This is a genomic window from Streptomyces sp. NPDC046977 (assembly GCF_040644455.1).
Classification (GTDB): domain Bacteria; phylum Actinomycetota; class Actinomycetes; order Streptomycetales; family Streptomycetaceae; genus Actinacidiphila.
The window spans coordinates 1-23,984 of sequence record NZ_JBEYWO010000013.1; the positions used below are offsets into that span (position 1 = coordinate 1).

Annotated in this window: 20 protein-coding genes, 2 pseudogenes and 1 riboswitch; of the genes and pseudogenes, 7 read left to right on the plus strand and 15 right to left on the minus strand. The window is 69.4% G+C overall.

Translation table 11 applies throughout. The features are described 5' to 3' along the window. Positions 1 to 139: 139 nt before the first annotated feature. The 3 genes from ABZ883_RS20470 to ABZ883_RS20480 form a co-directional block, all read right to left on the minus strand. Entirely contained in the window at positions 140 to 538 is a 399-nt protein-coding gene (locus ABZ883_RS20470; protein WP_360907866.1) for an ABC transporter substrate-binding protein, read from the minus strand. A gap of 26 nt (positions 539 to 564) precedes the next feature. After that, positions 565 to 1,050: a hypothetical protein gene (locus tag ABZ883_RS20475; RefSeq protein ID WP_360907868.1), complete on the minus strand. Its 486-nt coding sequence runs from the start codon at positions 1,048 to 1,050 to the stop codon at positions 565 to 567. Between the two features lie 213 nt (positions 1,051 to 1,263). After that, complete coding sequence (locus ABZ883_RS20480) at positions 1,264 to 1,698, minus strand: hypothetical protein (RefSeq protein WP_360907870.1); 435 nt, start codon at positions 1,696 to 1,698, stop codon at positions 1,264 to 1,266. A 235-nt stretch (positions 1,699 to 1,933) separates the two neighbouring features. Here ABZ883_RS20480 and ABZ883_RS20485 point away from each other — a divergent pair, with 235 nt between their 5' ends. Further along, complete coding sequence (locus ABZ883_RS20485) at positions 1,934 to 3,199, plus strand: TerD family protein (protein ID WP_360907872.1); 1,266 nt, start codon at positions 1,934 to 1,936, stop codon at positions 3,197 to 3,199. A 346-nt stretch (positions 3,200 to 3,545) separates the two neighbouring features. Here ABZ883_RS20485 and ABZ883_RS20490 read toward each other — a convergent pair whose 3' ends face one another. Beyond that, complete coding sequence (locus ABZ883_RS20490) at positions 3,546 to 3,923, minus strand: metalloregulator ArsR/SmtB family transcription factor (RefSeq protein ID WP_360907874.1); 378 nt, start codon at positions 3,921 to 3,923, stop codon at positions 3,546 to 3,548. An 88-nt stretch (positions 3,924 to 4,011) separates the two neighbouring features. Next, positions 4,012 to 4,214, plus strand: a riboswitch (cobalamin riboswitch). 27 nt (positions 4,215 to 4,241) lie between these two features. Between ABZ883_RS20490 and ABZ883_RS20495 the strand changes: the two genes are divergently transcribed. Then, complete coding sequence (locus ABZ883_RS20495) at positions 4,242 to 5,342, plus strand: HoxN/HupN/NixA family nickel/cobalt transporter (protein ID WP_360907876.1); 1,101 nt, start codon at positions 4,242 to 4,244, stop codon at positions 5,340 to 5,342. A gap of 79 nt (positions 5,343 to 5,421) precedes the next feature. Here the strand turns inward: ABZ883_RS20495 and ABZ883_RS20500 are convergent, their stop codons facing one another. The 3 genes from ABZ883_RS20500 to ligA form a co-directional block, all read right to left on the minus strand. Next, the gene (locus tag ABZ883_RS20500) at positions 5,422 to 6,879 is read right to left on the minus strand and encodes a PepSY domain-containing protein (RefSeq protein WP_360907878.1); all 1,458 of its coding nucleotides are present in this window, start codon (positions 6,877 to 6,879) and stop codon (positions 5,422 to 5,424) included. A gap of 136 nt (positions 6,880 to 7,015) precedes the next feature. Next, positions 7,016 to 7,603 carry a hypothetical protein gene (locus ABZ883_RS20505; protein WP_360907879.1) on the minus strand — a complete coding sequence of 196 codons (588 nt, stop codon included), beginning with the start codon at positions 7,601 to 7,603 and terminating at the stop codon, positions 7,016 to 7,018. A gap of 500 nt (positions 7,604 to 8,103) precedes the next feature. Next, positions 8,104 to 10,122, minus strand: a complete 2,019-nt coding sequence (gene ligA, locus ABZ883_RS20510) for an NAD-dependent DNA ligase LigA (protein ID WP_360907881.1) — start codon at positions 10,120 to 10,122, stop codon at positions 8,104 to 8,106. Between the two features lie 379 nt (positions 10,123 to 10,501). Here ligA and ABZ883_RS20515 point away from each other — a divergent pair, with 379 nt between their 5' ends. Further along, the gene (locus ABZ883_RS20515) at positions 10,502 to 11,560 is read left to right on the plus strand and encodes a PP2C family protein-serine/threonine phosphatase (protein WP_360907883.1); all 1,059 of its coding nucleotides are present in this window, start codon (positions 10,502 to 10,504) and stop codon (positions 11,558 to 11,560) included. 23 nt (positions 11,561 to 11,583) lie between these two features. Here ABZ883_RS20515 and ABZ883_RS20520 read toward each other — a convergent pair whose 3' ends face one another. Both ABZ883_RS20520 and ABZ883_RS20525 read right to left on the minus strand, forming a co-directional pair. Then, positions 11,584 to 12,567, minus strand: coding sequence for a helix-turn-helix domain-containing protein (locus ABZ883_RS20520; RefSeq protein ID WP_360907885.1), 984 nt, complete (start codon positions 12,565 to 12,567; stop codon positions 11,584 to 11,586). Positions 12,568 to 13,020: 453 nt separating this feature from the next. Beyond that, a complete protein-coding gene (locus tag ABZ883_RS20525; RefSeq protein WP_360907887.1) occupies positions 13,021 to 13,416 on the minus strand; it encodes an alpha-L-rhamnosidase C-terminal domain-containing protein in 396 nt (131 codons plus the stop codon). A gap of 147 nt (positions 13,417 to 13,563) precedes the next feature. Here ABZ883_RS20525 and ABZ883_RS20530 point away from each other — a divergent pair. The 3 genes and pseudogenes from ABZ883_RS20530 to ABZ883_RS20540 all read left to right on the plus strand — a co-directional run. Next, positions 13,564 to 13,797, plus strand: a pseudogene (locus tag ABZ883_RS20530) (alpha-L-rhamnosidase N-terminal domain-containing protein); the annotation flags it as partial. A gap of 164 nt (positions 13,798 to 13,961) precedes the next feature. After that, on the plus strand, positions 13,962 to 15,635 hold the full coding sequence (locus ABZ883_RS20535) for a family 78 glycoside hydrolase catalytic domain (protein ID WP_360907889.1): 1,674 nt from the start codon (positions 13,962 to 13,964) through the stop codon (positions 15,633 to 15,635). Next, on the plus strand, positions 15,632 to 16,486 hold the full coding sequence (locus ABZ883_RS20540) for an aldo/keto reductase (RefSeq protein WP_360907891.1): 855 nt from the start codon (positions 15,632 to 15,634) through the stop codon (positions 16,484 to 16,486). Before ABZ883_RS20535 ends, ABZ883_RS20540 begins: the two co-directional genes overlap by 4 nt. Before the next feature lie 62 nt (positions 16,487 to 16,548). On the opposite strand, the gene ABZ883_RS20545 is transcribed toward ABZ883_RS20540, so the two are convergent. The 6 genes and pseudogenes from ABZ883_RS20545 to ABZ883_RS20570 form a co-directional block, all read right to left on the minus strand. Beyond that, positions 16,549 to 17,520: a cytochrome P450 gene (locus ABZ883_RS20545; protein ID WP_360908247.1), complete on the minus strand. Its 972-nt coding sequence runs from the start codon at positions 17,518 to 17,520 to the stop codon at positions 16,549 to 16,551. A gap of 282 nt (positions 17,521 to 17,802) precedes the next feature. After that, a pseudogene (locus ABZ883_RS20550) lies at positions 17,803 to 19,170 on the minus strand (FAD-dependent oxidoreductase); the annotation flags it as partial. Beyond that, positions 19,167 to 19,394, minus strand: coding sequence for a ferredoxin (locus tag ABZ883_RS20555; RefSeq protein WP_360907893.1), 228 nt, complete (start codon positions 19,392 to 19,394; stop codon positions 19,167 to 19,169). The gene ABZ883_RS20555 and the pseudogene ABZ883_RS20550, both read right to left, overlap by 4 nt. Positions 19,395 to 19,671: 277 nt before the next feature. Then, positions 19,672 to 20,964 (minus strand): cytochrome P450, encoded by a 1,293-nt coding sequence (locus ABZ883_RS20560; RefSeq protein ID WP_360907895.1) that lies wholly within the window; start codon positions 20,962 to 20,964, stop codon positions 19,672 to 19,674. 329 nt (positions 20,965 to 21,293) lie between these two features. Beyond that, positions 21,294 to 21,953 (minus strand): response regulator transcription factor, encoded by a 660-nt coding sequence (locus ABZ883_RS20565; protein ID WP_360907897.1) that lies wholly within the window; start codon positions 21,951 to 21,953, stop codon positions 21,294 to 21,296. After that, positions 21,950 to 23,134: a histidine kinase gene (locus tag ABZ883_RS20570; protein ID WP_360907899.1), complete on the minus strand. Its 1,185-nt coding sequence runs from the start codon at positions 23,132 to 23,134 to the stop codon at positions 21,950 to 21,952. The genes ABZ883_RS20565 and ABZ883_RS20570 overlap by 4 nt, the downstream gene beginning before the upstream one ends. A gap of 188 nt (positions 23,135 to 23,322) precedes the next feature. Between ABZ883_RS20570 and ABZ883_RS20575 the strand changes: the two genes are divergently transcribed. Beyond that, positions 23,323 to 23,925 (plus strand): DUF308 domain-containing protein, encoded by a 603-nt coding sequence (locus tag ABZ883_RS20575; RefSeq protein WP_360907901.1) that lies wholly within the window; start codon positions 23,323 to 23,325, stop codon positions 23,923 to 23,925. Positions 23,926 to 23,984 lie beyond the last annotated feature (59 nt).

Below are 23,984 nucleotides of genomic sequence, written 5' to 3' on the forward strand. Positions count from 1 at the left end.
ACTTCAAGGCGCTGACGCTCAGACCGTGGCCGCGGGGACCGGGAAATCATCGACACACCCCGACCAACGCCATACGACCGGCCCAGGACACTCCCGGACCGGTCACACCATACGAATCAACGACCCGCGAAGTACGGGTCTAGAACGGCCGCGCCTCCGCCGACGTCACCGCGGCCCCGGCCTGCACGCCGTGCAGCACATGGGCGAGCACTTCCGCACCGCGCACCACGCGAGGGCCGGGGCGGTTGAAGTAGGCCGGGCCGTCCAGAACCCACACCCTGCCGGCCCGGACGGCGGGCAGATCCGCCCAGCCAGGCAGCACCGTCAGCGCTTCTCGTTCGCGCAGCGTCCGCTCAGGCGAGAAGCCGCACGGCAGGGCCAGGACGACATCGGGGCGTGCCGCGACGACCGCTTCCCAGGTCATGGGCTTGGTGTGCTCGCCGGGTGCTGCCAGCAGGGCCTCGCCTCCGGCGTGGCTGATCTGCTCCGGCACCCAGTGGCCCGCCGGCCACAAGGGGTCGAGCCACTCGATCGCCACGACACGAGGGCGCGGCCGATCGGCTGTCAGGCGCGACACCGGTCCAGGCGGTGCCGAAGTTCGGCCTGGCGTCTTTCGGCCCGGTCGCGGACGCCGAGCACATCGCCGACCGTGACCAGGCAGTCCAGCACGTCGCCCAGGGTCCGTGGTTCCAGGCTCAGAACCCGGGTGCCGGTGTCCATGACGCGTACCGCCTGGCTCACCCGCTGATAGGAGACGGCACAGACCTCGCAGAGGTCCTGGGTGAGCACGACGTCGGGCTCGGCGGCCGCCAACGCCGCGCTGTCCAGGGTGTAGAGGGAGGAGCCGGAGTGAGCGGCGCCTCCGACGGCGTCCGAGATCTCCCTGCTGCTCATGTCGTCCGGCGTAAAGGCGGCACCGGTGACGACGGGTACGGAGGCAACTGCCTCGGGCGGCCAGTCGCACTCGTGTGTCCGCCCGGCCAACTGCGCGGCCAGGCCGAGTTCGGCCACGATGTCGGTCGCGGCCGGGAGCAGGGAGACGATGCGCATCCGACGACTGTAGGCGGCCCCTGCGGTGGCGGACGCCTTCTGAGGGCTGTCCCGTAAAGGATCTTCGGCAGGGTGGGCCGCGAGTGCCGCCTTCCAGACGGACGACTCACGCGGCGAGGAGGGGGTTGTGCATCCGTGCGATGCCGACCACGGCGCGGTGTACGCCGTCTCTGCGGGATCCTCACACGGTTTCCGCCGGTACTGGTGCACTGATCACTTGCTGGACAGTCGCAGATCCCCGGACCAGGTCTCGCACCGGACACGGCCGGCCTCGAAGGTGAGCTCAAGCGCGCGCCGGCCGGTATCCGGGTCCGCTTCGTTGTGTACCCCCAAGATCGTCTCACCGAGATGGTCTGCGAACGGGGCCTCGCTGTGAATCGGCGCCACCTCGACGCGGCCGGACTCCGCCATCTCGTATCCCTCACTGGGGGCTGATGTCTCTACGATCAGGCACCAGTCCGATCCCGGCGTCACGTGGGTGGCGGCCTCCTCGCTGTCGATCAGCCACAGATCCAGCGGGCCGGTCAGGGGCACCGTGCTGTACAAGTGCCACGACGCAAGCACTCGTTCGAGACGCCGCCCGACCAGGTAATCAGGACGCGCCCCGGCCCCGTGCAACGGGCACTTGTCCAATCGCTTCGGCTCCACCCAGCGACCGTCCCGTCCGGCAAAACCACAGGTCACATGCTTATACGGGACAGCGCTGAGGCCCTACTGCTGCGGAAGCTTGCAGGCCACGCTCGCGTCCTAGCCGCAACGGCCCTCAGGCACACCGCCACCGGTTGCCCCTCGGTACGTGGATTCAGTCGAGGAACATCAGCCGTTTCCCGGCGCGAATCGGCTCTACGGACCACCATGGGTGAAGCACTCTGGGAGGCCACGAATGATCACGAACCTCACTAAGGGCGGGAATGCTCCCTTGCTGGGCAACACCTGCCAAGTCACCGTCACTACGCCGACGACGGGCATTGATGTTTCAGCTGTTCTCTTGGCCCAGGATGGCAAAGTGCGGACAGATGAGGACCTGGTCTTCTACAACCACCGCTCTCAGGACGGTGTGAGTCTTGCAGGTCAAACCATCGCTGCTGACCTGGCTGCGGTACCCGGCTCAGTTGATCGAATCGCTGTAGTGGCCAGCATTGACCCGCAATGTTCGGCTCCGCACTTCGATGCGAGCAGTACCCCGCGCGCGGTGGTCGACTGCGGAGACGGCCGCATTATGTTTGCGCCACCGCCCCTCGCAAACCGGGAGACGGTCGCGGTTGTGGTCGAGTTCTACCGCCGTGCCGGCTCCTGGAAGGTTCGTGCCGTGGGGCAGGGCTGGGACACCGGGTTGGCGGGTCTGGCCGGGGATTTCGGGATCGTCGTGGACGACCCTGGCCCCGCCTCGGCCGCTGTGGCTGCAACGCCACCTGAGTCGCCGAGCACGTCGCACCATGCGACAAGTGCCCAGCCGGTTCGCGCCCCTGCCGTTCCGTCCGCTGCACTGCAACGGCCGCCGGTGACACCGCTGCCCCCGCCGGGCCCTCTGGGACGGGTTGTGCTCACCAAGGGTGGCCAGGCAACGATCAACATGAGAAAGGAAGATCCAAGCCTCGCTGTAACGGCCATGCTCGAATGGAACGGAGGCAGTGATGCCAGACGGAGGGCCGGGGCCGATCTGGATCTCTACGCGTTGCATGTTCCGCGGAGTCTGGTGACGCCCAAGGGTGCCAAGCCGAGCAAATCCGAACAGGTGATTTATTACCGGAATTTGGGATCGCTCATGGCTCCGCCATTCATCGCCCTAGATGGCGATTCCCGGAGGCCGGGGCGGGAGACCATCACGATCCGGCGTCCCGACCTGCAGGGATATGTTCTCATCTGCGCGTACAGTGCGGTTGAGAATGGTGTCGGCTCGTTCAAGTCGTATGGTGCCCGGGCAGTTGTAACCGATGGGCGGGGCTCGACTGTCACAGTACCGCTGTTCAATAATCGCAACCTGTCTTACTGGGTTGCTATTGCGTTGATCGACTTCACCGCCCCTGGTGGCATTGAGATTCGGCATGTTGAGAAGTACAGCGGGAATCACGTGGAGGCCCGGCCGATGCTGTACTCCAGTGGCAGTTTTCGGATGAGCGCAGGCAAGGTCGAATTCAAGACGAGGTAGCTGGCCGCCGTCCCACTCTTGACCCTTTCCTCCCACGGACCGACCTCAAGCAGGTGTGGGATCGAACACGGGAAAGGACACGTGGACAAGTTGGGCAGGAGTGCGCGATCGGTGTAGAGGCATTGGGGCATGCCTCACCGCCGCGTAGACCGCCTCCGGCGCCTGACGGCTCCCGCGCGTCCGGCCCCGCTCGCACGGTGTGCGGGGCAAGCGGGCCCGCCGGGCTCACCTGCCCGTCCCGACCCCGGTCCACCATGTCGCCGCAGGCTCTCGTTCACCCGTCAAAGGCGTCTCGCGGGCGCCGGGTGTCAACCAGCTCATCGTCGACCGGCGGGCGATGGGAACGTCACATGTCGGCGGCCCCGTCTCCTTGAGGCGCCGCGCAGTGTCCCAGCAGTTGCCCGGTCATCTCGTCCACGATGCGGTAGCGGACGATCCGGCCCTGCCGGTCACCGGTGACGATGCCGGCGGCCCGCAGCAGCCGCAGGGCCTGGGAGACCGCCGTGTCCGTCATGCCCGTGGCGACCGCCAGGTCCGTGACCGCGATCGGCCCCGCCGTCCGGAGAGCCAGCAGCAGCGCGAGACGGCCTGGATCGGCGAGCAGCGAGAAGCGATCCGCCCAGGCCCGCACATGCCCAGGTTCTCCAATGGCGGCGACAGCGTCGCAGACACGGTGGCCGTCGATGGTTCGGTGGCCCGCCCGCTCGGCGGGAACAAGGTGCATGGGCGCCATCCTGGCAGCCCGGGATGTGATCTTGAATACCTGTGCGTCTCTGCACCTGTGCAGCCTTGCAGGCGGAGTGCCCGCGCTCCTAGGGTGATGGCGCCGTGGTGCTCGGGAAGACCGGTGACAGCCGATGGAAGGCTCAGTCCGGGGCGGCCCTCGCCACTGTGATCGGGTAGTTCCCGCCCCCTCCCGCTTCGGCGGTGCCACTGGTCCTCACAGGCCGGGAAGGCAGGGGCGGGCGCGCTTCGCCCGTAAGCCAGGAGACCGGCCGCGGCATCTCACGAGTTGATCCACGAGGTGCTGGAGCGTGACCGCATGACCCTGCCCCCATCTGCCCCGTTCGCCGGCCCGTTCCGCTGGCGGCGCGAGGACACGCTCCGCACCGCGGGCCTGATGGCCGTGATCGCCGCATTGCACGTCGTCGCTTTCGGTGTGCTGTTCCTGCTGGTGATACCGAACGACTACCGGGTCGGTTCCGAGGCTTTCGGTCTCGGCCTCGGTATCACCGCCTACACCCTGGGAATGCGGCACGCCTTCGACGCCGACCACATCGCCGCCATCGACAACACCACGCGCAAGCTCATGGCGGACGGCAAACGCCCGGTCTCCGTGGGCTTCTGGTTCGCCCTCGGGCACTCCAGCGTCGTGGTGGCCCTGGCGGCGCTCGTCGCCGGCGGTGCCCGTCTGGCAGGCACCCTGGCGGACGAGGACTCCGGAACGCACCAGGCGCTGGGTGTGGTCGGAACCACCGTTTCCGGCACGTTCCTCTATCTCATCGCCCTGCTGAACCTCGTCGCCCTACTGGGCATACTGCGGGTCTTCAAGAAGATGCGTACGGGCTTCTTCGACGAACGGGAGCTCGAAACCCACCTGGAATCCAGGGGGTTCATGAACCGCGTACTCGGCAGGCTCACCCGCTCCATCACCCGTCCCGGGCAGATGTACCCACTCGGCTTCCTCTTCGGGCTCGGGTTCGACACCGCCACCGAGGTCGCGCTGATGGTGATGGCGGGCAGCGGAGCCGCCGCCGGTCTGCCCTGGTACGCGATCCTGTGCCTGCCGCTGCTGTTCGCCGCCGGGATGAGCCTGTTCGACACCCTCGACGGGACCTTCATGAACTTCGCCTACCAGTGGGCGTTCTCCAACCCCGTGCGCAAGGTCTACTACAACCTCACCATCACCGGTCTGTCCATCGCCGTCGCCTTCGTCATCGGCACCATCGAACTGGTCGGGGTCCTGCACGACAAGCTCGACATGACGGACGGGCTCACCGGCTGGGTCGCCGGCCTCGATCTCGACAACGTCGGCTACGTGATCGTTGGCCTCTTCGTCGTCGTGTGGGCCGTCGCGATCGCGTACTGGCGCGTCGCCAAGGTCGAGGATCGCTGGGCGGCGCGAACTGCGGGGAGCGTCTGACGTTCTTTCGGTGGCCTCCGGTCGGGCACAGTGGTGTGCCCGACCGGAGGCAGCCCCCGTCCCCTCTTCTGCCGCGACGTCAGGCGGCGGGACGCCGCAAGTAGAGCCCGAACACGATGTCGTAGAAGAGGAACGCGATCAGCGTGATGCCCAGCAGGGGCAGGGCCCAGCCGAGCGCGGCGACGGCCGGGACGCCGATGATCAGCACCGGCAGCGGGAGTTGTCGCCACGTTCCTCGTGCGGGGGCCTTCCCGAGGGCCGCCGTGCGGCCGTCACGCGTGGGGCGGCGCTGCCACCACATGCGGTAGCCCCACACGATGACGGAGATCAGGCCGACCGCGATCAGCGCCAGCAGGATCTGGTTGACGATGCCGAACAGCAGGCCCATGTGGCCCTGGACGCCGAGTTTGCTGAGCTTGGCCAGGACCGGGTAGTCGGCCCAACGGCTCTCCGAGGTGACCTTGCCCTTGGCGGCGTCGACGGCTACCTGGTCGTAGTGGACCGGCCAGAGGTCGTCGTCCTGCGCCACGGTCCACGCACTCGTCGCATCGGCGGGCGGCGTCAGCTCCACCCGGCCACCGAGGCCGGCCTCGCGGGCGACCGTGAGGACCGCGTCGAAGGCTGCGGGGTCGGCCGTCGCCGCGCCGGCGCCCGTGCCGTGTCCGGCGTGCCCCGCAGGCTCGCCCTTGCCGGCGCCGGTACCGCCGGGCAGGGCGGTGACCAGCGCGGGCGCGTGCCCCTTCGCCGCGTTCAGCAATTCCCCGAACCGGGCACCGGCGTAGTGGGACCAGGTCAGGCCGGTGGCGCTGAGACCGAGCAGACCGACGGCGAGCCATACGCCGGTGGCGGCGTGCCAACTGCGCGTACGCCGCACTCCGCCTGCGGAGCGGTCGGGCAGCAGCACACCGCGTGCCGACTTGGCGCGCTGCCCGCGGGCGCGTCCGAGCCACAGGACGAGCCCTCCGGCGACGATCACCCACAGCCAGCTGGCGGCAACCTCCGAATAGAGGCGGCCGGTCTCGCCCAGGTGCAGATTGCGGTGCAGGTCGTCCAGCCACGTCGTCAGCGGGGTGGAGCCGTACCACGTGGTCAGCGCCCCCTTGACCTCGGCGGTGTAGGGGTCGACGAACACCGTGCGCTGGTTCTCGCCCAGTTCCGGCAGCGACAGGACCACCCGCGTGGTGTCCTCCGGCCCGGGCGGCGTGATCACCGAGGACAAGGTGCCCTCAGGGTGGGACTTCCGGGCCGCGGCGATCTGTTCCGCGAGCGGGCGCGTTGCGTCCCCCACCTTCGCCACGCCGAGCTGATCGCCGTACACGAGCTGGTCGAGCTGGGGTGTGAAGGTGTAGGCCAGGCCCGTCAGAGCGGCCACCAGCAGGAACGGGGCGACGAACACACCCGCGTGGAAGTGCAACCGCACGAGCAGCGCCCGTACCCCCTTCCACGATCGGCCCCGTTGTTCCGGACCGCTTCCCGGAGCAGCCGATGCCGCTATGAGGGCGTTGTCTCTTGACGCTTCTTCTTGTGTCGATGACATGGGTGCATCCCCAATCGGCGCCCGGCGCACAGGACGCGGGCGCTCACGAAGCCGACGATGGTGTCCGCCTCAACGGCGGTACGGCGTGCGGGCACACCGCACTGCGCCCGTCATCGCATGTCAGCGAGACGGACGGTCAGGAGCACATCGCCGGCCGCGGCGGGCCGCGCCGTGTGACGCCGTGCCACAGGGCCGCCTGCTGAGACAGCCGCGAGGGGGCGTGAAGGGACACTCGCGTCGCCGGGGCCGGTGGGCTGACGACGACATGGACGAGGAAGGCCCCGCGCAATGGAGTGAAGACGAACGCGGCCAAGGAACGGCCCAGCCGGAAGGCAGCAGCCTCACCGCGCCACAGCCACAGGCCGCACAGCACCGCCGCGAGGGCGTGCGCGCCGAACATGCCAGGCGACCAGCCACTCATCGCGGCGCTGCTCATGGGCATCGCTTCCGCGGAGCCCGCAACCTGATGGCCGACAGCACCGTCCCCGACACCCGACGGAGCGGCGGCGAAGGCCTGGGCGAGGCGGAACCAGCCGTGCAAGGCGCATTGGGTCACCACGGTCGCGACCGTCACCACTGCCGCGCCGCGCTCACGCCGACCCGCGAGCCACCACGCGCCGGCGGTCGTCGCGGCGAATGCGTACCCCACCGCCCAGCCCGGAACCGACCGCGACATCAGCGCATGTCCAAGACCCGTCACCGCGACACACACGGCCGCGAACACCGCGGCACGTGCGAGACGGAAGGCAGGCCCGGGCGTCATGAGCAGCAATGATGCCATTCACCACCCGAATGAGGGATGGGGCGCACGGAAGCACCACCGGCGCGCCCACGGCTGTGCTAGCGCAGATCATGGAAGGCGACAGCGCGATGGCGTCGACCGGGAGGACTTCGTGTCGGCCGCAGACGCACACGATGCGGTGTGGGCCCGAGTCATCAGTGGGGCCGGGAGTGTCAACCGGCCATCGCCGCCCGCCTATGGCCGAGGTCTTCCTCAGCCCGGCTCGCGCACAGCCGGCTGAAAAGGCCACCGCAGTCGTGAAGGCGAGCGCGATCGAACACGCTCGCGAGCCCTGGAGGTCCGCCCCGGCATCGGCCTGCTGAGGCCGGACGGCCTGCGCGACTGCGCGACTGCCGGGGACGATGAATCCGGTGTCCGTCTCATCTGCCTTGTGGCGACTCGGCCCGCGCTGAAGCCCGTCAGCAGGTGTACCGGCCCCCGACCTACGTGAGGTAGTCGGCTATGAGGTCCGCGAACTCCACCTCGTTGAGGACCCTGGTACCGAGCTCTTGAGCCTTTTTGAGCTTCGATCCGGCTCCCTCGCCGGCCACCAGGATGGTCGTCTTCCTCGACACGGTGCCGGACGAGGTACCACCGGCCTGGCTGACGAGGTCGTTCATCTCGGTGCGGTTCCGTCCCGACAACGGGCCGTGCATCCCACCGGTGATCACCACGACCTCGCCGGTGAGCGGGCCGCCCTCCGCGGTGGCAACGATGGGCTCGGCCATGTTCACGCCCGCGCCGACGAGCTTGTCGATGACCGGCCCCAACGCGTTGATGTGCGCGGCGATTTTCGCGGAGTTGGCGCCCGGCAGCTTCGGCACCGCGGCGAGAGCATCGGCGTCCGCTGCGCGGATCGCGTCCATGGTGCCGAAGTACCGTGCGATCTCCCGTGACAGCGTGCGGCCGGTGCGGACCACACCGAGAGCGCAGAAGACACGGTTGAGAGGTTTGGTCTTGGCCGCCTCGATCTGGGCCAGCACGGTGTCGGCCCGCTTTTCGCTGCGGGTGGCGTCGATCAACTGCTCGCGGCTGAGGGTGAACAGGTCGCCGACGTCGGCGACCGCGCCGCTGTCGACCATGGCCTCGATGTAGGTGACGCCCAGGCCGTCGATGTCGAGCTGGTCGCGGCCGACGGCATACCGCAGGGCGGCGAGCAGCCCGCAGCCCCCGCCGGCGCCGCTCGCGCACTCCCACCGCTCACCCGAACTGTCGATCTCGCCGCCGCACTTCGGACAGGCGTCGGGCAGCACGATCGGCGTCTCCTCGCCGGTGCGGAGTTCCACCACCGGGGCTTCCACGCGCGGGATGATGTCGCCCGCTTTGAACACCCCGACCGTGTCGCCGATCATGAGACCGCTGTCGCGGATGAACCGTGGGTTGTGCAGCGTCGCGTACTGCACGACACTGCCGTCCACCTCAACCGGCTCCAGCACGGCCCGTGGGGCGATGACGCCGGTGCGGCCGACGTTCCATTCCACGGCCAGGAGTTTGGACCGTGACACGGTCGGGGGCAGCTTGTAGGCCGTCGCCCAGTGCGGATGGCGGGTGGCGAGTCCGGCTTTCTCCTGCTCGGCGACCGCGTTGGCCTTGATGACGACGCCGTCGATGTGGAAGGGAAGCTCCGCGCGCAGGGCCGCGATCTCCTCGACGCGCTGCTGGACTTCCGCCACGGTGGCGAGCACCCGCAGACCCGCGGCAGTTGCCGCCGTGGTCTGCACCCCGGTGGCGGCGACCGCAGCCATCATCTCTTCGTACGTGTCGCCGGCCGGCCCGACCACGCCGTAGGCGTAGAACGTCGTCTCGATGACGTACGGCCTGTCCTTGGCCCGCAGCGTGCCGGCCGTGCCGTTGCGGGGGTTGGAGAAGACCTTCGCCCCGTGAGCCTGCCGGATCGCGTTGGCCGCCAGGAACTGCTCCCGGGTCAGAAGGACCTCGCCGCGGACCTCGAACGTGGCGAGTGTGCTCAAGTCCCGCGGAAGACCGACGATGGAGCCGATCGCGTGCGAGATGTCCTCGCCGAAGGCTCCGTCGCCGCGGGTGACGAGCTGGACCAGGCGCCCGTCCACGTAGCGGGCGGCGATCGCGGCGCCGTCCAGCTTGGGTTCCGCGACGTAACCACCTGCCGCCGGGGCGCCGAGGCGTCGCGTGAGCGAGGCGTCCCACTTGGCGAGTTCCTCGCCGCTGAAGACGTTGTCCAACGACAACATCGGCACCGTGTGGGCGACGTCGCCGGTGGGGGCCGCGCCGCCGCCGACCTTGCCGGTGGGGGAGTCCTCCCGGACGTCGCCGGGGTGCTCCAGCTCGTAGGCCCGGATGCGGCCGGCCAGGACGTCGTAGGCGGCATCGTCGAGCGGGCTGGTCCCGTCGCCGTAGTAGGCGGCGCACGCCGCCAGTGCCTCCTCGACGGCGGAGTGATACGCGGCGCGGTCGGCGAACGGAGCGGGCATTACTGTCGTCATGCCTCGCATCCTCGCGCACAGGTCTGACACCGCCCCTCCGCCCGCCGTGCGGCCGGACACTCAGGCTCCAGCGACGGGGAGCTCCCGGTGTGGGCGGTGCATGTCGGCCCGCAGCTGGGCAGGCGGGCCGACCGGCGTCGGAGAGCCCACCGGCCGCCCCGTCGGCGGCACCCCAGTCTGGGCAACGGTCCGGCATCCGGCGCGCGCCCGGTTCGGTATGCGCGCTCGGTCAACAGGTCGTGCGCAACCGCGCAACATCCGTGGGTCCGACTCTCTTACGGTCGGGGCTCGTCCCTCTCCGGACCTCCGGTGAGCGGCCGGCCACGGCGGCCGCCGCTGCCCGGCCGTCCGGACGTGCGCGATGGAAGGAGTGGGCAGCATGGCCGATCTTGAGCAATGTGCGGAGAGTTCCGTCGAACAGCTCGTGCTCGTCGCGGGTTCACTGCTGAGTGTCCTGACGATCTGTGCGGCGGTGTCGTTGTGCTTCCGTCTGAGGGTCGCCTGTGACGTCGTGCAACTGGTCACCGCGCCGGCAGCGGCCGTGGCATGCGGCCGGCTCCTGCGCCTGTACCGCCGACGGGTGGCGGGTGCACGTGCCGTGTCCGACGCCGTGGAGCGTGTCCTGCTGCGGCCGCTGCCCCCGCGCATCGGCGGCCTGCACCTCGCTTCCGTCTACCGTGCTCGTGGTGGACCCGCTCGAGTGGGTGGGGATCTCTACGCGGTCGCCCGGTCCGACACGGCGACCCGCATCATCATCGGTGACGTACGAGGGAGCGGACTTCCCTCGTTCCTCGACGTCATCGCCATCCTCGGGGCCTTCCGTGAGTGGGCACCGCAGGCGGTCTCCCTGACGGAGGTGTCCTGCCGCCTGGAGGAGAGTTACCTCCGGCACCTTGCCGACGCCGACGACGGCACCCGCTCCGACGTGGGTGAGGACTTCGCGACCGTGCTGATTCTGGAAGTGCCCGACGGGGAGTCGGTCGTCCGCATGGTCAGCTTCGGGCATCCACCCCCGGTGCGGGCACGTCGGGGAGAGCCGGTGTTGCTCGCCGGGACGCCTTGCCTCCCGCTCGGGCTGACCACGCTGTGTGACGCCGGCTCCAGCGAGAGCGTCTTTGAACTCGGCCCGCAAGACACGCTGTTGCTGTACACGGATGGGCTCATCGAGGCTCGTGACTGCAGTGGGGTCTGCTTTCCGTTGCTCGAACGTGCCGCCACGTGGACATGGCACGACCGGCGCCGGTGCTGCGAAGGTCACCTCCACAACGTCCTGGCGGAGATTTTGGACGACATCGTCGCGCATTGCGGCGCCCTGCCGGCCGACGACCTCGCGATGATCGCGCTGGCCCGCCATCTGGAAGGTGGCGGGCCGATGCTCCCCCGCCCCGCGGGCCCGGATCCGTCGGATGACGACGCCGGGTCCGTGCCGTGGCGGTGATGCCGAGCGGAGCAGCCGCGGAGTCATCGCCGATGCGGTCCGGATTTCTCGTTCCTGGTCATACGGCGCCACTCGACCGGGGAGATGCCGTACGTGGCGCGGAAGGCCCGGCTGAAGTGCGCGGGGCTGCCGAAGCCCCATCGCTGCGCGATCGTCGCCACCGGCACGCCCGCCAGATCGGGGCGTGAGAGGTCTTCGCGGCAGGCCTCGAGGCGTTGATGGTGGATCCACCGGCTGACGCTCATGGCCTCGCCCTCGAACAATTTGTGCAGGTAGCGTACGGAGACGTGGTGTGCGGCCGCGATCACGGTCACGGACAGGTCGGGCCGGTTCAAGTGGTTCCTGATGTATTCGCGGATCAGCAGCCGCAGCGTTTCCTCAGCGGTCGGTGAGACATCCGCGCCGAGCCGCCCTTCATGTGCGACCAGCGCGGTGAGCACGTCGACCATTCCCTGCTCCAGATACCGTTTTGTGCCCGACAGGCAGGCGTGGGACTCCGCGGCCGCGGCGATCCTGCTGACGTAGGAAGCGAGGATCCCCCCGACATGGTGCGTGGCGGGGAACACCCGGCCGGTGACGCGGGCCAGATCCGAGTCGGGGACGTCCAGCATCTCGAGAGGGACGGCCGCGATGTTCTGGCGGAAACTGCCGAGGAAGTCCCGGAAGAAGGGCCGTCGGGAGTCGATGAGTACCAAGTCCCCCGGCGACAGAAGCGTTTCCCGTCCGTCTTGCGTCACGACACTCCTGCCCGCCGCTTGCAGGCTGACGATGAGCGTGCCGCTGGAGTCGTTGGCGATGATCCCGCGCGTGCGGGCCATCTGCTGGGGGCTCGCCTCCACGTGGTGCAGGCGGATGGTGCCCAGCGAGACCGACCAGAGGGCACCGCGCACCGCGCGCTCCCTGTCAGGTCGGATCTGCAGTCGGGTGATCGCTTGATGGACGGCTTCCGTCCAGTACGCCGCCCGCTCACTGGGGGGTATGAGGTCAGTGCGGAATGTCTTGATCACGATGTCGCCATGTCGGTATGAGTCACAGGGAAGACACCCCGAGCACCCTGTACACCGGCGCTCAGGGCGGCCGGAATTCCGACATGAACTATCCTAAATCGTTGATTTCCGAGACGGGGTGAGGTGGCAGGAGACTGCGGTAACCGCAGGAGCGAAGCGAGGCAGGCCGGCCGGCGACGTCATCCCGGTCCGGCAGAACGGCCCAGCATCCGACGGTGACATCATCCCGTCTCGCGGTCGGTCGTCGCCGGCTGTCGATATCGCAAGTGTGCGGGCCGCATGGGCCGGTCGCGTCCGCTGGAGTGGTGCATCGACGCCGGCTCGGTGATCTCGTGTGAGGCGGTGCGGTGAGTCCGGACGGATGGTCGTAGCCGAGCGAACGTACGGCCGGGACGCTCGCGTCCCGGCCGTACTGAGTTGTTGCGCGTGTGAGCGCCCTGCAACGGGTGTTGGTTACCGGTTCTGGGACGTGGTGAAGGTGTAGGTGCCGGAGCCGACGGTGTAGACGACCGCGTCGCCCTGGGTGCCGGTGAGCTTGACTCCGGGGGCCTTGGCGGCGGTGTAGGTCTTGCCGGTACCGCTCTCCTGGACGGCTGCCGGGTCGGTGGCCGGGACGTAGATCTTCGCGGTGGTGTTGGCGGGGACGGTGACCTTCAAGGTGATCCGTGAGGAGTTCTGGGACCACGACGAGGTGATCTTGCCGTTGACGGACCGGTAGGAGGTCGATGCGCTGTCGATGCCCTGGCCGGCCGTGATCAGCGGCCTGATGGCGATCTGCTGGTAACCGGGGGCCGTGGCCTGGGTTCCGGCGAGGTCCTCGTACATCCACTGGCCGACGGAGCCGAACATCTCGTGGTTGCGCGTGCGGCTGCTGGACTCCCAGTACTCGCCGAGTCCCGTCCAGCCCAGCGGCCGAGGTGACCGCCCGCATCACGGCGGTGCCGCGGTCCGCCGCAGGCGCCGGTCGGTGACGACACCGTCGCTCCCGGCCGGACCGTGTACGGCCGGCGCCTGCGCTACTACACCTACGACGTCACCTCGCTCCTCGCTCAAGGCGCCAACACCATCGGGGCCTGGCTCGCCGACGGCTGGTACCGCGGCCGCTTCGGCTTCGACGGCGGCCACCGCAACCTCTACGGCACCGATCAGTCCCTCATCGCCCAGCTCGAAGTGACGCACGACGACGGCACCACCACCGTCGTCGCCACCGACCCCACCTGGCAGGCCTCCACCGGCCCGATCCTCTTCAGCGGCCTGTACGACGGCGAGACCTTCGACGCCCGCCTGCACGACCCCCCGCTGGTCCACCCCGCACGGGGACCGGACCGGCGCCTGGGACCGTCGCCACCGGCAGCCGTGACCCACGGACCCTCGTCGCCCCCAAGGGGCCGCCGGTGCGCTGCACCGAAGAAGTGCACCCCGTCACCATCACGGCCAAGGACGAGGGCCGGTACGTCCTCGACTTCGGGCAGAACCTCGTCGGCCGCCTGCGCATCACCGTCGACGGCCCCGCCGGCTGCACCGTCACCCTGCGCCACGCCGAAGTCCTCCAGGACGGGGAGCTCGCCACCCGTCCACTGCGTCTCGCGGCCGCCACCGACACCTACATCCTGGACGGCTCGGGAGAACAGTCCTGGGAGCCGCGTTTCACCCTGCACGGCTTCCGCTACGCCGAGGTCAGCGGCTGGCCGGGAGAGCTGACCGGCGACGCCGTCACAGCGCGGGTCCACCACACGGACATGGTCCGCACAGGCTGGTTCGAGTGCAGCGACCCCCTGGTCAACCGGCTCCACGAGAACGTCCTGTGGAGCATGCGAGGCAATTTCGTCGACATCCCCACCGACTGCCCGCAGCGCGACGAACGCCTCGGCTGGACCGGGGACATCCAGGTCTTCGCCCCCACCGCGAGCTTCCTGTACGACTGCGTCGGCATGCTGGACTCGTGGCTGGACGACGTCGCCGTCGAGCAGTTCCCCGACGGCACCATCCCCTGGTACGTACCCGTCATCCCCGGTGCCCCGATGTGGACCCCCATCCAACCGCGCGCCGCCTGGGGCGACGTGGCCACTCTCACCCCATGGGTGCTCTACCAGCGCTATGGTGACCTCGAACTGCTCCGCCGTCACTTCCCCATGGGACGGGCATGGGTGGACCTGATGGAACGCCTGTCCGGATCAAGTCGGCTGTGGGACACCGGATTCCAGCTCGGCGACTGGCTGGACCCCATCGCCCCGCCGGACGACCCGGCCGGTGCCCGTACCGATCGCTACCTCATCGCGACCGCCTACTTCGCCTGGTCCGCTCGTCACCTGTCCTGGGCAGCCCGAGCTCTCGGCCACGAGGACGCGGCACACCAGTACGGGACGCTGGCCGACGAGGTCTCCGACGCCTTCCGCCGCCGCTACGTACGCGCCGGCGGCCGTATGACCAGCGACAGCCCCACCGCCTACTGTGTGGCCCTTGCCTTTGGCCTTCTCGAAGATCCAGGCCTGCGCCAGTTCGCGGGCGACCGGCTGGCCGAACTGGTCCTGGAGGACGACGCCCGCATCGCCACCGGCTTCGTCGGCACCCCCCTGATCTGCGACGCGCTCACCGACACCGGCCACCTTGATGTCGCCTACCGGTTGCTGACCCAGACCGACTGCCCGTCCTGGCTCTACACGGTCACCATGGGTGCCACCACCATCTGGGAACGCTGGGACAGCCTCCGCCCGGACGGCACCCTCAACCCCGGCGGCATGACCTCCTTCAACCACTACGCGCTGGGTGCCGTCGCCGACTGGCTGCACCGCGTCGTCGGAGGCATCGCCCCGGCCGAACCCGGCTACCGCGCCATCACCTACCGCCCCCGCCCCGGCGGCGGCATCACCTGGGCACGCACCCGGCACGAGACCCCCTACGGCACCGCCGCGCTGTCCTGGGAGCTCACCGGAGACCAACTCGTCGCCACCGTCATCGTGCCCCCGGGATGCACCGGCATCATCGAGCTGCCCGGGCGGTCGGCCATCTCTGTCCCCGCCGGGGAGCATCTCGTGGACACGGCCGGGGTCACGGAGCGTGCGGCGTGAGCCTGACACCACGCCGCATCGGCCGGACCGAGGTCCACCCGCTGGGCCTCGGTCTGGCGGCCCTGACCTTCGATCACGCCGACGAACCGGCCAGAGCGGCGGATGTCATCACCACGGCCATCGATGCGGGCATTCGGCTCCTGGACACCGCCCACGCCTACACCACGGCCACCGAGGACAACCACAACGAACGCCTCATCGCCCGCGCACTCCGCGGCGTCCCCGCGGCCGACCGCCCGCTGATCTCCACCAAGGGCGGCCACTACCGCAGCGGCGACACCTTCCCCGTCGACGGCCGACCCGCGACCCTGCGCCGCCACTGCGAAGCCGGCCTCCGCGCCCTGGACGTCGAGCGGATCGACCTCTATCACCTGCACTGGCCCGACCCGAACGTACCGATCAGCGAAAGTGCCGGCGCCCTGGCCGAACTCCAACAGGAAGGGAAGATCGACCTGATCGGCCTGTCCAACGTCGACCGGACCCAGCTCACCGAAGCCCGAACCGAGGCGACCATCGCCACCGTTCAGAACCCCTACTCACTCTTCGCCCCAGGCGATGACGAGGTCCTCGCACACTGTGAACGCCACGACATCGCCTTCCTCGTCTACTCCCCACTGCGGGGTATGAGCACCATCAGCTCCCCGCTCGCTCGCACCATCGAGGATGTGGCGGCACACTACGGCGCCACGACGGCTCAGATCGCCCTGGCCTGGCTCCTTACCCGGTCCCCGTCGCTCATCGTGCTTTCCGGCGCCACCCGCCCGGAGACCGTGCGCGCCTCGGCAGCGGCCGCAGCAATCACCATGCAACCGGAACATATTGAACAGCTGAACCGCGAGGCTCGCGGCTGAGGCGGGCGCGAATGCCGTGGTCAACGGGCGCGCCCTTTCAACTGCTCTCGTTCGCTGCCGTGTCAGCCGTCACCCTGCTCGATGTCGAGATGGACCGGACCCCGGAGAACGGGGCTTGGCCGGTACGGCGGCGGGTCGGTGACCAGGCTGGGGCGGTCGAGCCGGCGTACCAGTCCGGTCAGCGCGATCTGGGTCTCCCGCCGGGCCAGCGGGCCGCCGAAGCAAAGGTGGATGCCGCTGCCGAACCCCAGGTGCCGGTTGTCGTGCCGATCCGGGTCGAAGCGGTCCGGATCATGGAAGCGCTTCGGATCGCGGCTGCCGGAGGCCAGCATGAGCATGATCTGGGAGCCCTGGGGGATGACGGTGTCGGCGACGGTGAGGTCGCTGTATGCCACTCGCCAGGGAATGATCTGCACGGGGGGCTCGTAGCGCAGGAGTTCCTCGACCAGTGGCACGACGAGGCCCGGTTCCTCGCGCAGTCGCCGCAGCACCTGCGGGTGGCGCAGCAGGGTGAGCATGCCGTTGGTGATGAGGTTGACGACGGTCTCATGGCCGGCGACGAGGAGCAGTCTGGCGGTGGCGACGATCTCGGCGTCGGCCATCCGGCCGTCGGGCCCGTCGTCGTTGGCCAGTCGTGACAGCAGGCCGTCTCCCGGCCGGCCGTGGCTCTGTTCCACCAGTTCGACGAGGCACCGGCACAAGTCCTTGCGGGCCTGTACGCCCTTGTCCAGCTTCTCCTTCGGATCGGTTTCAGGGTTGTCGTCGACCGAGTTCATCAGATCGCTCACCCAGCGGTGGACATCCGGTTCGACCGCGCGGGGCACGCCGAGCAGGCGACAGGTCACGGTCACGGGGAACGGGAAGGCGAAATCGTCGACGATGTCGATCCGCTCCTTGCCCGCGAAATCGTCGATGAGGCCCACGGCGACGGTGGTCAGGGCGTCCTCCATGCCGATCACCAGCCCCGGGGTATGCGGAGGGCCGAAGTGACGCGTCGCCATACGCCGCAGGCGATCGTGCTCGGGCGGGTCCATGTGGATGAACGACGACGTGGCCGCTCCCTCGACCGGCGGTGGCGGATCCGACAGATTGCCCAGGTCGGAGCTCAGATGCGGGTCATTCAGCACGTCCGTGATCTCGCGGTACGTACTGATGACCCAGCTGCCGTCCTCCTGCCGGGCCACCGGCGTCTCACGCAACTCGGCGTACAGCGGGTACGGGTCCGCCCGGGCGGAGTAGTCGAAGATCCGCTGCAGGATGCCGGGCCTGCCGGTTGTGGTCGTCCGCTCCTCCGGCTGCCGATGCCGGCGCGCGGCCGTGACGCGGCGCCCGCCCGGGTCCTGGCCGGTGACGACCACCGTGGCGCCCTGAGCGAGCAGGGTGGGCCCGGGGAGGTCGACGGGCAGCGGTCTCATGTCGGCCGGCCGGTCCGGCGTGGGGCAGGGAGGCGGGAACGGTGCGGCCGTCTCGATCAAACGCCGGTAGTGGTCGAGCCACTTGCCGTTGTCGAAGCTCACCGCGGCCGTGACGCGGCCCTCGTAGCCGTACGCGGTGACGAAGCGGTGGTCGTCCAGCGATCCCTGGGTGACGGCCACTTCGTCGGCGAAGGTCGGCACACCGACGGACTTGATGTTGACGCCGAACTGGATCGACCAGAACAGCGGGACGGACAGGTGGGATCGGCGGTCCTCCGGGACGCTGACCATGTTGTGTGCCGCGACCTCTGCCTGCTCGACGGCGTCGACCCAGTGCTCCATCGAGATGAGCCGGTTCTCGTAGAGGGGGTTCGGGCAACGCGCCACGTCTCCCGCGGCGAAGACGTCGTCGGTGACGCGGCCGTTGACGTCGAGGGCGCGGCAGCCCGTGTCGCAGGTGATGCCCCACACGCCCGCCGCCAGTCCCGATTCCCGCAGCCACTCGGTGTTCCGGATGCTCCCGAGCGCCACCACCGCCACATCGGCGTCGACCGTACTGCCGTCGTCGAAGTGCGCACGGCGAAACCGTCCCTGCGCGTCGCCCTCCAGCCGGGCGACTTCGACACCGCACCGCAGGTCGACACCGTGAGCACGCTGCATGGCGGCCGCGACCTCGCCGATCATGGCGCCGAGCGCCCCGACCAGCGGGGCCGGCGCGAGTTCGACGACGGTCACCGGGATGTCCCGCTCGCGGCAGACGGAGGCGATCTCGGAGCCGGTGAATCCCGCACCGATGACCAGCACGCGGGAGGGCCCGGCGGCGAGGGCCTGCTGCAGGCTCTCGGCATCCTCGCGTGTACGGAGGACGAACACGCCGTCCAGGGCCGCCTCGGACTCGACGAACCACGGCCGGGCCCGTACCCCGGTGGAGATCAGCACCCGGTCGAAGGGAACCTCGCGTCCGTCGGCGAGACGCACGTGGTGCGTCGCGAGGTCCAGCCCGCCGGCGGGCACGCCCCGCAGCCACTCCGCATCGATGCCGCGGCGGCGGGGCAACGTGGTGTTCCCGGCCGGCACCCATCCGGTCAGTACCTGCTTGGACAGGGGAGGCCGGTCGTAGGGTTCGCCCGGCTCGTCACCGATCATGGTCAACGATCCGGTGAAACCCTCGTCGCGCAGCGCCTCGGCGGCGCGCAGCCCCGCCAGGGAAGCCCCGACGACCACGATGCGGCCATCGCGCTTGAACGCCAGGTTGTCGGCACCGGTCATGACGGTGAGGCCTCCGCCGATGAGTGCCGCGCCTCCAACCGGTCGACCAGGATCGCCTGGACCGGGCAGGCGGCCGCGGCGCGCAGCACCCGGTCGCGCGAGGCGTCGTCCGGGTTCGGGTCGTACAGGAGGGCTTCCTCGCCATGCATCCGGAACGCCTCCGGAGCCAGGAACGCGCACTGCGCATACCCCGCACATCGCGAAAGATCGACGACAACCTTCACCCCGACCTCCACAGGGAGCGGGAGCTGCGAACCCTCAAGCCGGCGCTGCGGCCGCTGTCCGCGGCGTCGGACGGGAACCAAGGGGCACGGCACGGCGGAAAACCATCACAAACCAGCATAACGACGGCATCGATACGGGTGGGCGAAGGAGCAGGCCGTCTGGGCCCCCGGCTTCACCGAGGAGGGGCGCCTGCGGGAACACGTCTTCTTCGCCGGCACGATGAGCGAACCATGAGCCGGCGAGCCGAGCGCGTGTGGAATGTGAGATGGCCTGCCCTCAACTGCGCAAGGTGGCACGCAGGTGCAGGCCGGCGGTTGCGAGACCCTCGAAGGTGGTGACCCGGTAGCCGGGTTCCGTGCCGGGTGGCTCGCTCACGTGGAAGCGGCGGGCTGTCTGCGCGGTCATGAGTGTGAGCATGGCCATGGCCAGAGCGGCTCCCTCACAGCCGTGCGGCCCGGTACCGAAGCCGAGGAAGACCCCGGGTTTCGCCGACGGGCCCGAATCGTCCAGCCAGCGTTCGGGCCGGAACCGGTCCGGTTCGGGGTGTTCCCGTGCATCGCGGTGGGCGGTGTAGGGGCAGACGAGCACGGTGGATCCGGCGTCGATGGTGTAGTCGGCGAGCTGAGTTTGTCGCGGGGCGCGCCGGGTGAGCAGCCAGCTCGGAGGGTGCAGCCGGAGCACTTCGCGTACCAGCGCCTGGGTGTACCGCAGGTTGTCGAGGTGGGTGCTGGTCGTCGTGGCCGGGTCGGCGGGCAGGAGGGCGGCCTCGGCCGCGACGCGGTCCGCGGCCTGCGGGTATCGGGCCAGGTGGAGCAGGGTCCATCCGGCTGCCCGGGAGGGTGTCTCGAAGGTGGCGACGGTGATCCCGGGGAAGGTGTCGAGGATGACCTCTTCCGACAGCGAGCCGTAGCGGGGGGAAGGCCGGAGCATCTGTCCCAGCACGTCGTCACCGAGCCGGCCCGATGAACGCCGCCGACGGACGACGGGCCGCAGAGCGTCGGTGAAGGCGACTTGCCGCCGTGTGCGGAAGCGCCGTGCCGGTGTGGGCACCCAGCGCGGCCATACCCAGCGCGAGGGACGTACGAGCACCTCCCGGGCCACGAAGAGCTGCCAGGCGAAGGGCAGCAGGGCGGGAGCATCCTCGGAGAAGAGGTAGCGCACGCCGATCTCCGCCAGGACGGGCCGGACCAGGGGCAGGATCTCGACGTCCCGGTCCGTGGGCCACTGGTCGGCAAAACGAGCGGTCCCGGGCGCGATCTCACCGATCCGGGCCGCGACCGCCTGCGGGCGCAGTCCACGCATGCGGGCGGCGCGAGCGTGCGCCCGTTCCTCGGGCAGCGGCGCTCCGCCGGCCCGCTTCAACGACGGGAAGAGGGGCGAGGACGGCTTGGGGAAATCCTGTGCGCGGTGCAGGACCGCTTCGCACACCCCGGCCGTGGCAGCTACGTAGACACCCGACTCGAGCTGCCAGACGTCCCCGCACTCCTCAGCGCCGCGACGCGCCAGTTCAAGCCGGTCGCGGCTCCAAGCCGCGAAGCTGCCTCCCGGCAACCGCGGTGGCTCGTTCACACGGCCCATGGGATCGGCCCCTGACTTCTTGGAGCGGTCAGGCCTGTGCCGTAGGGAGCGTGGTCACGAGCCGACGGGAGCCCGGGGGCGCCCGCCGACCGTGTGGTCACACCCTGTCGTCGGCGGTGTGCGTGCCCCAGTCGTGGGCCCCGTACGCACCGTAGTTGCGGGTGAAGGACAACTTGGCGAGCAGCTTGGCGATCATGAAGCACTCCTCTCGCTTGCCTTCAGCACCATGTGCCGTGTGTCCAATTTTTCCGCATATGCCAGATGGATTCAAGGCGTGTGCCGGCGGGCCGGCGCCGCCCCCCAACAACGGCCTTGAGGGCTCAGGGGTACAGGCCGGCCCGGAAGGCGAACGAGACGAGCTGAGCCCGGTCACGTGCGCCGACCTTTGTCATGGCCCGCACGGCGTGGGTCTTCACGGTGAACGGCGACACGGACAGCTGGGCCGCGATCTCGTCGTTGCCGAGACCGCTTGCGACGAGGACGACCACGTCCCGTTCCCTGGGGGTCAGAGCGTCGAAGCGCCGCAGGAGTTCCTTGTCGATCACCGGGGGCGGGCTGTGGGTCATGTGCCCGATGAGCGCGGCCGTCGCGGCGGCCGACAGCGCACCGCCTCCGCCGACGACCTCGGCGATTCCGGCGACGAGTTCAGCGGGGCTCACGGTTTTGCTCAGGAAACCGTTGGCGCCCGCGCGCAGGGCCGCGAGGACGATGTCGTCCTGATCGAACGTGGTCAGCACGATCACCCGCGTCTTCTCGGGCGGATGCTCCGCGCGGATCCGGCGGGTGGCCTCGACACCGTCGATGCCGGGCATCCGGATGTCCATCAGGACCAAGTCGACGGGGTGCTCCCGGAGGAAGGGGACGACCTGGAGTCCGTCGGAGAGGTCGGCCACGACAACGAGACCCGGGTCGAGCCGGAGCATCGTCCGGATGCCGGCCCTGATGTCGTCCTGGTCGTCGACGATCAGGATGCGTGTCATCGGACGACGGCTCCCAAGGGGCTGAACTCCGCGTGGACCCGGAATCGCCCGTCGTGACTGTCGATCGTCAGCCGCCCGCTGGAGGACTCGACGCGTTCGCGCATCCCCACGAGGCCGAGTCCGCTGCCCGACCCGGAGCCGCCGGGCGACTGACCGACGCGGTTCTCCACCGTGACGCAGATCCTGCCGTCGCGCTCGCCCACATCCACCGTCGCCGTCCCCTCACCGTGCCGGTAGGCATTCGTGAGTGCTTCCTGAACCACGCGGTAGACCGTCACGCCGACGCTGGGCTCCACGAAGCCGGCGGGAATGTCGATGGAGGACCGGATGTCGAGGCCGATGCTCTCGAAAGAGGCGATGAGGCCTTCCAAGCCGCTGAGCGCCGGGGTCGGCCGCAGTGCCTCGCCGTCGGGGACGTCGTCCCCGAGGCGGAGGAGCGCGAGGATGCGTTGTGTTTCGACGATGACGGTGCGGGCGCTGGACCTGGCCGAGACGAGGGCCTGCCGGGAGGAATCGGCGTCTTCGGGCAGCCCGATCTCCGCCGCGCCGAGATGCAGGCTCAGCATCGCGACCTGGTGACCGATGACGTCGTGGAGGTCTCGGGCGATGCGGAGCCGCTCTTCGGTCACGCGCCGGGTGGCTTCGATCTCGCGGGTGGCGATGGCGCTCTCGGCCCGTTCCTCCAGGGTCCACCAGTGGTCGCGGTGGATGCGGAGCGCGGCTCCCGTCGCCCCTCCGCCCACAGCCGAGAAGAAGGCGGCGGCTCCCACGACCGCGCCGCCACGGAATCCTCCGACTGTCATGAACGCCCCGAGGAAGAACGCCGCCACGATGCCGGTGGCGGCCAGCGGCTGCTTTCCCCTGAGGGTGACCGAGAACAGTACGAGCACCGCCATCATCCACACCGAGAAGGGGTCGTGGCCCACCGCTGTGACGGCGAAGGACGCCGCGCTCGTGACGACGAGTCCCGCCCACGGCTTGCACCACGAGAGGGTGACGCCGGCGCCGGCGAGGAGCACGGAGAGGACCGTCGGCCAGTCCGAACCCCGCAGGACCGCCGCCACGATCTGGCCGGTGAACACCAGCGCGGCCAGCGTGTAGGCGACCCGGTGCGGCACCTCGGGGCGGCGGACCCACAGCGGTGCCGTGAGCCCGTCCTGACTGTTCCGCGCCTTGTCCATGAGCCGATTCTCGTCCACGTCTGCGGCGGTCGTGTACTTCGAATGATGTAGATCGGGACGGCGGGGCACATGCCGTCGAAGCGGACGGCAGAACTACTTCGTTCGAAGTACGCGGCGCCTCCCGAGGCGCCTGAGACTCCTCATCGAGGCGACCGTCTCACACCGTCACGATCACCACGGGACACCCGATGACTCAGACCACCACCGTAACCTCGGCCACTTCGACCACGGCCATGACGTCGCCCTCCGGGCTCCGATCGCTCCACCTGATCCGAGTCGTCTTCTCGCTCATCTGGGTGGCACTCCTCTTCGCGACCTCCGCCTCACTCGTGTCGACGGACAGGCCCACGGCGATCGCGGCCGTGCTGCTCGTCGTCTACCCCCTGTGGGACGCCGTCGCCACACTCCTCGAGCGTCGCCTGGCCGGCACCGGCACCGCGAACCCCGTGAGTACCGTCAACGTGGGTCTCGGCCTGGCTACGACCGCAGCAATGATCATCGCCGTGTTCTCCACCGTCGCGACAGCCCTGCTCGTGTTCGGCGTCTGGGCCCTGCTTTCCGGCGCCATCCAGCTCGTCGTGGCGATCCGGCGCCGGCGCACCGTCGGCGCCCAGTGGCCGATGATCATCAGTGGTGCACAGTCCGTGCTCGCCGGCGCCACCGTCGCCGCCACGTCCGCCTCCGCGACGAGCAGCCTGTCCACCGTCGCCGGATACTCGGCCTTCGGTGCCTTCTGGTTCCTGGTCTCCGTTGTCGCCCTCAGCATCCGCAGCCGACGCGGGAACCGCTGACTGCCGCCGTAGCAGCCGCCACCTTTTCCGGAGGCGCGCCCCAGTCGGTCCGCATTGCA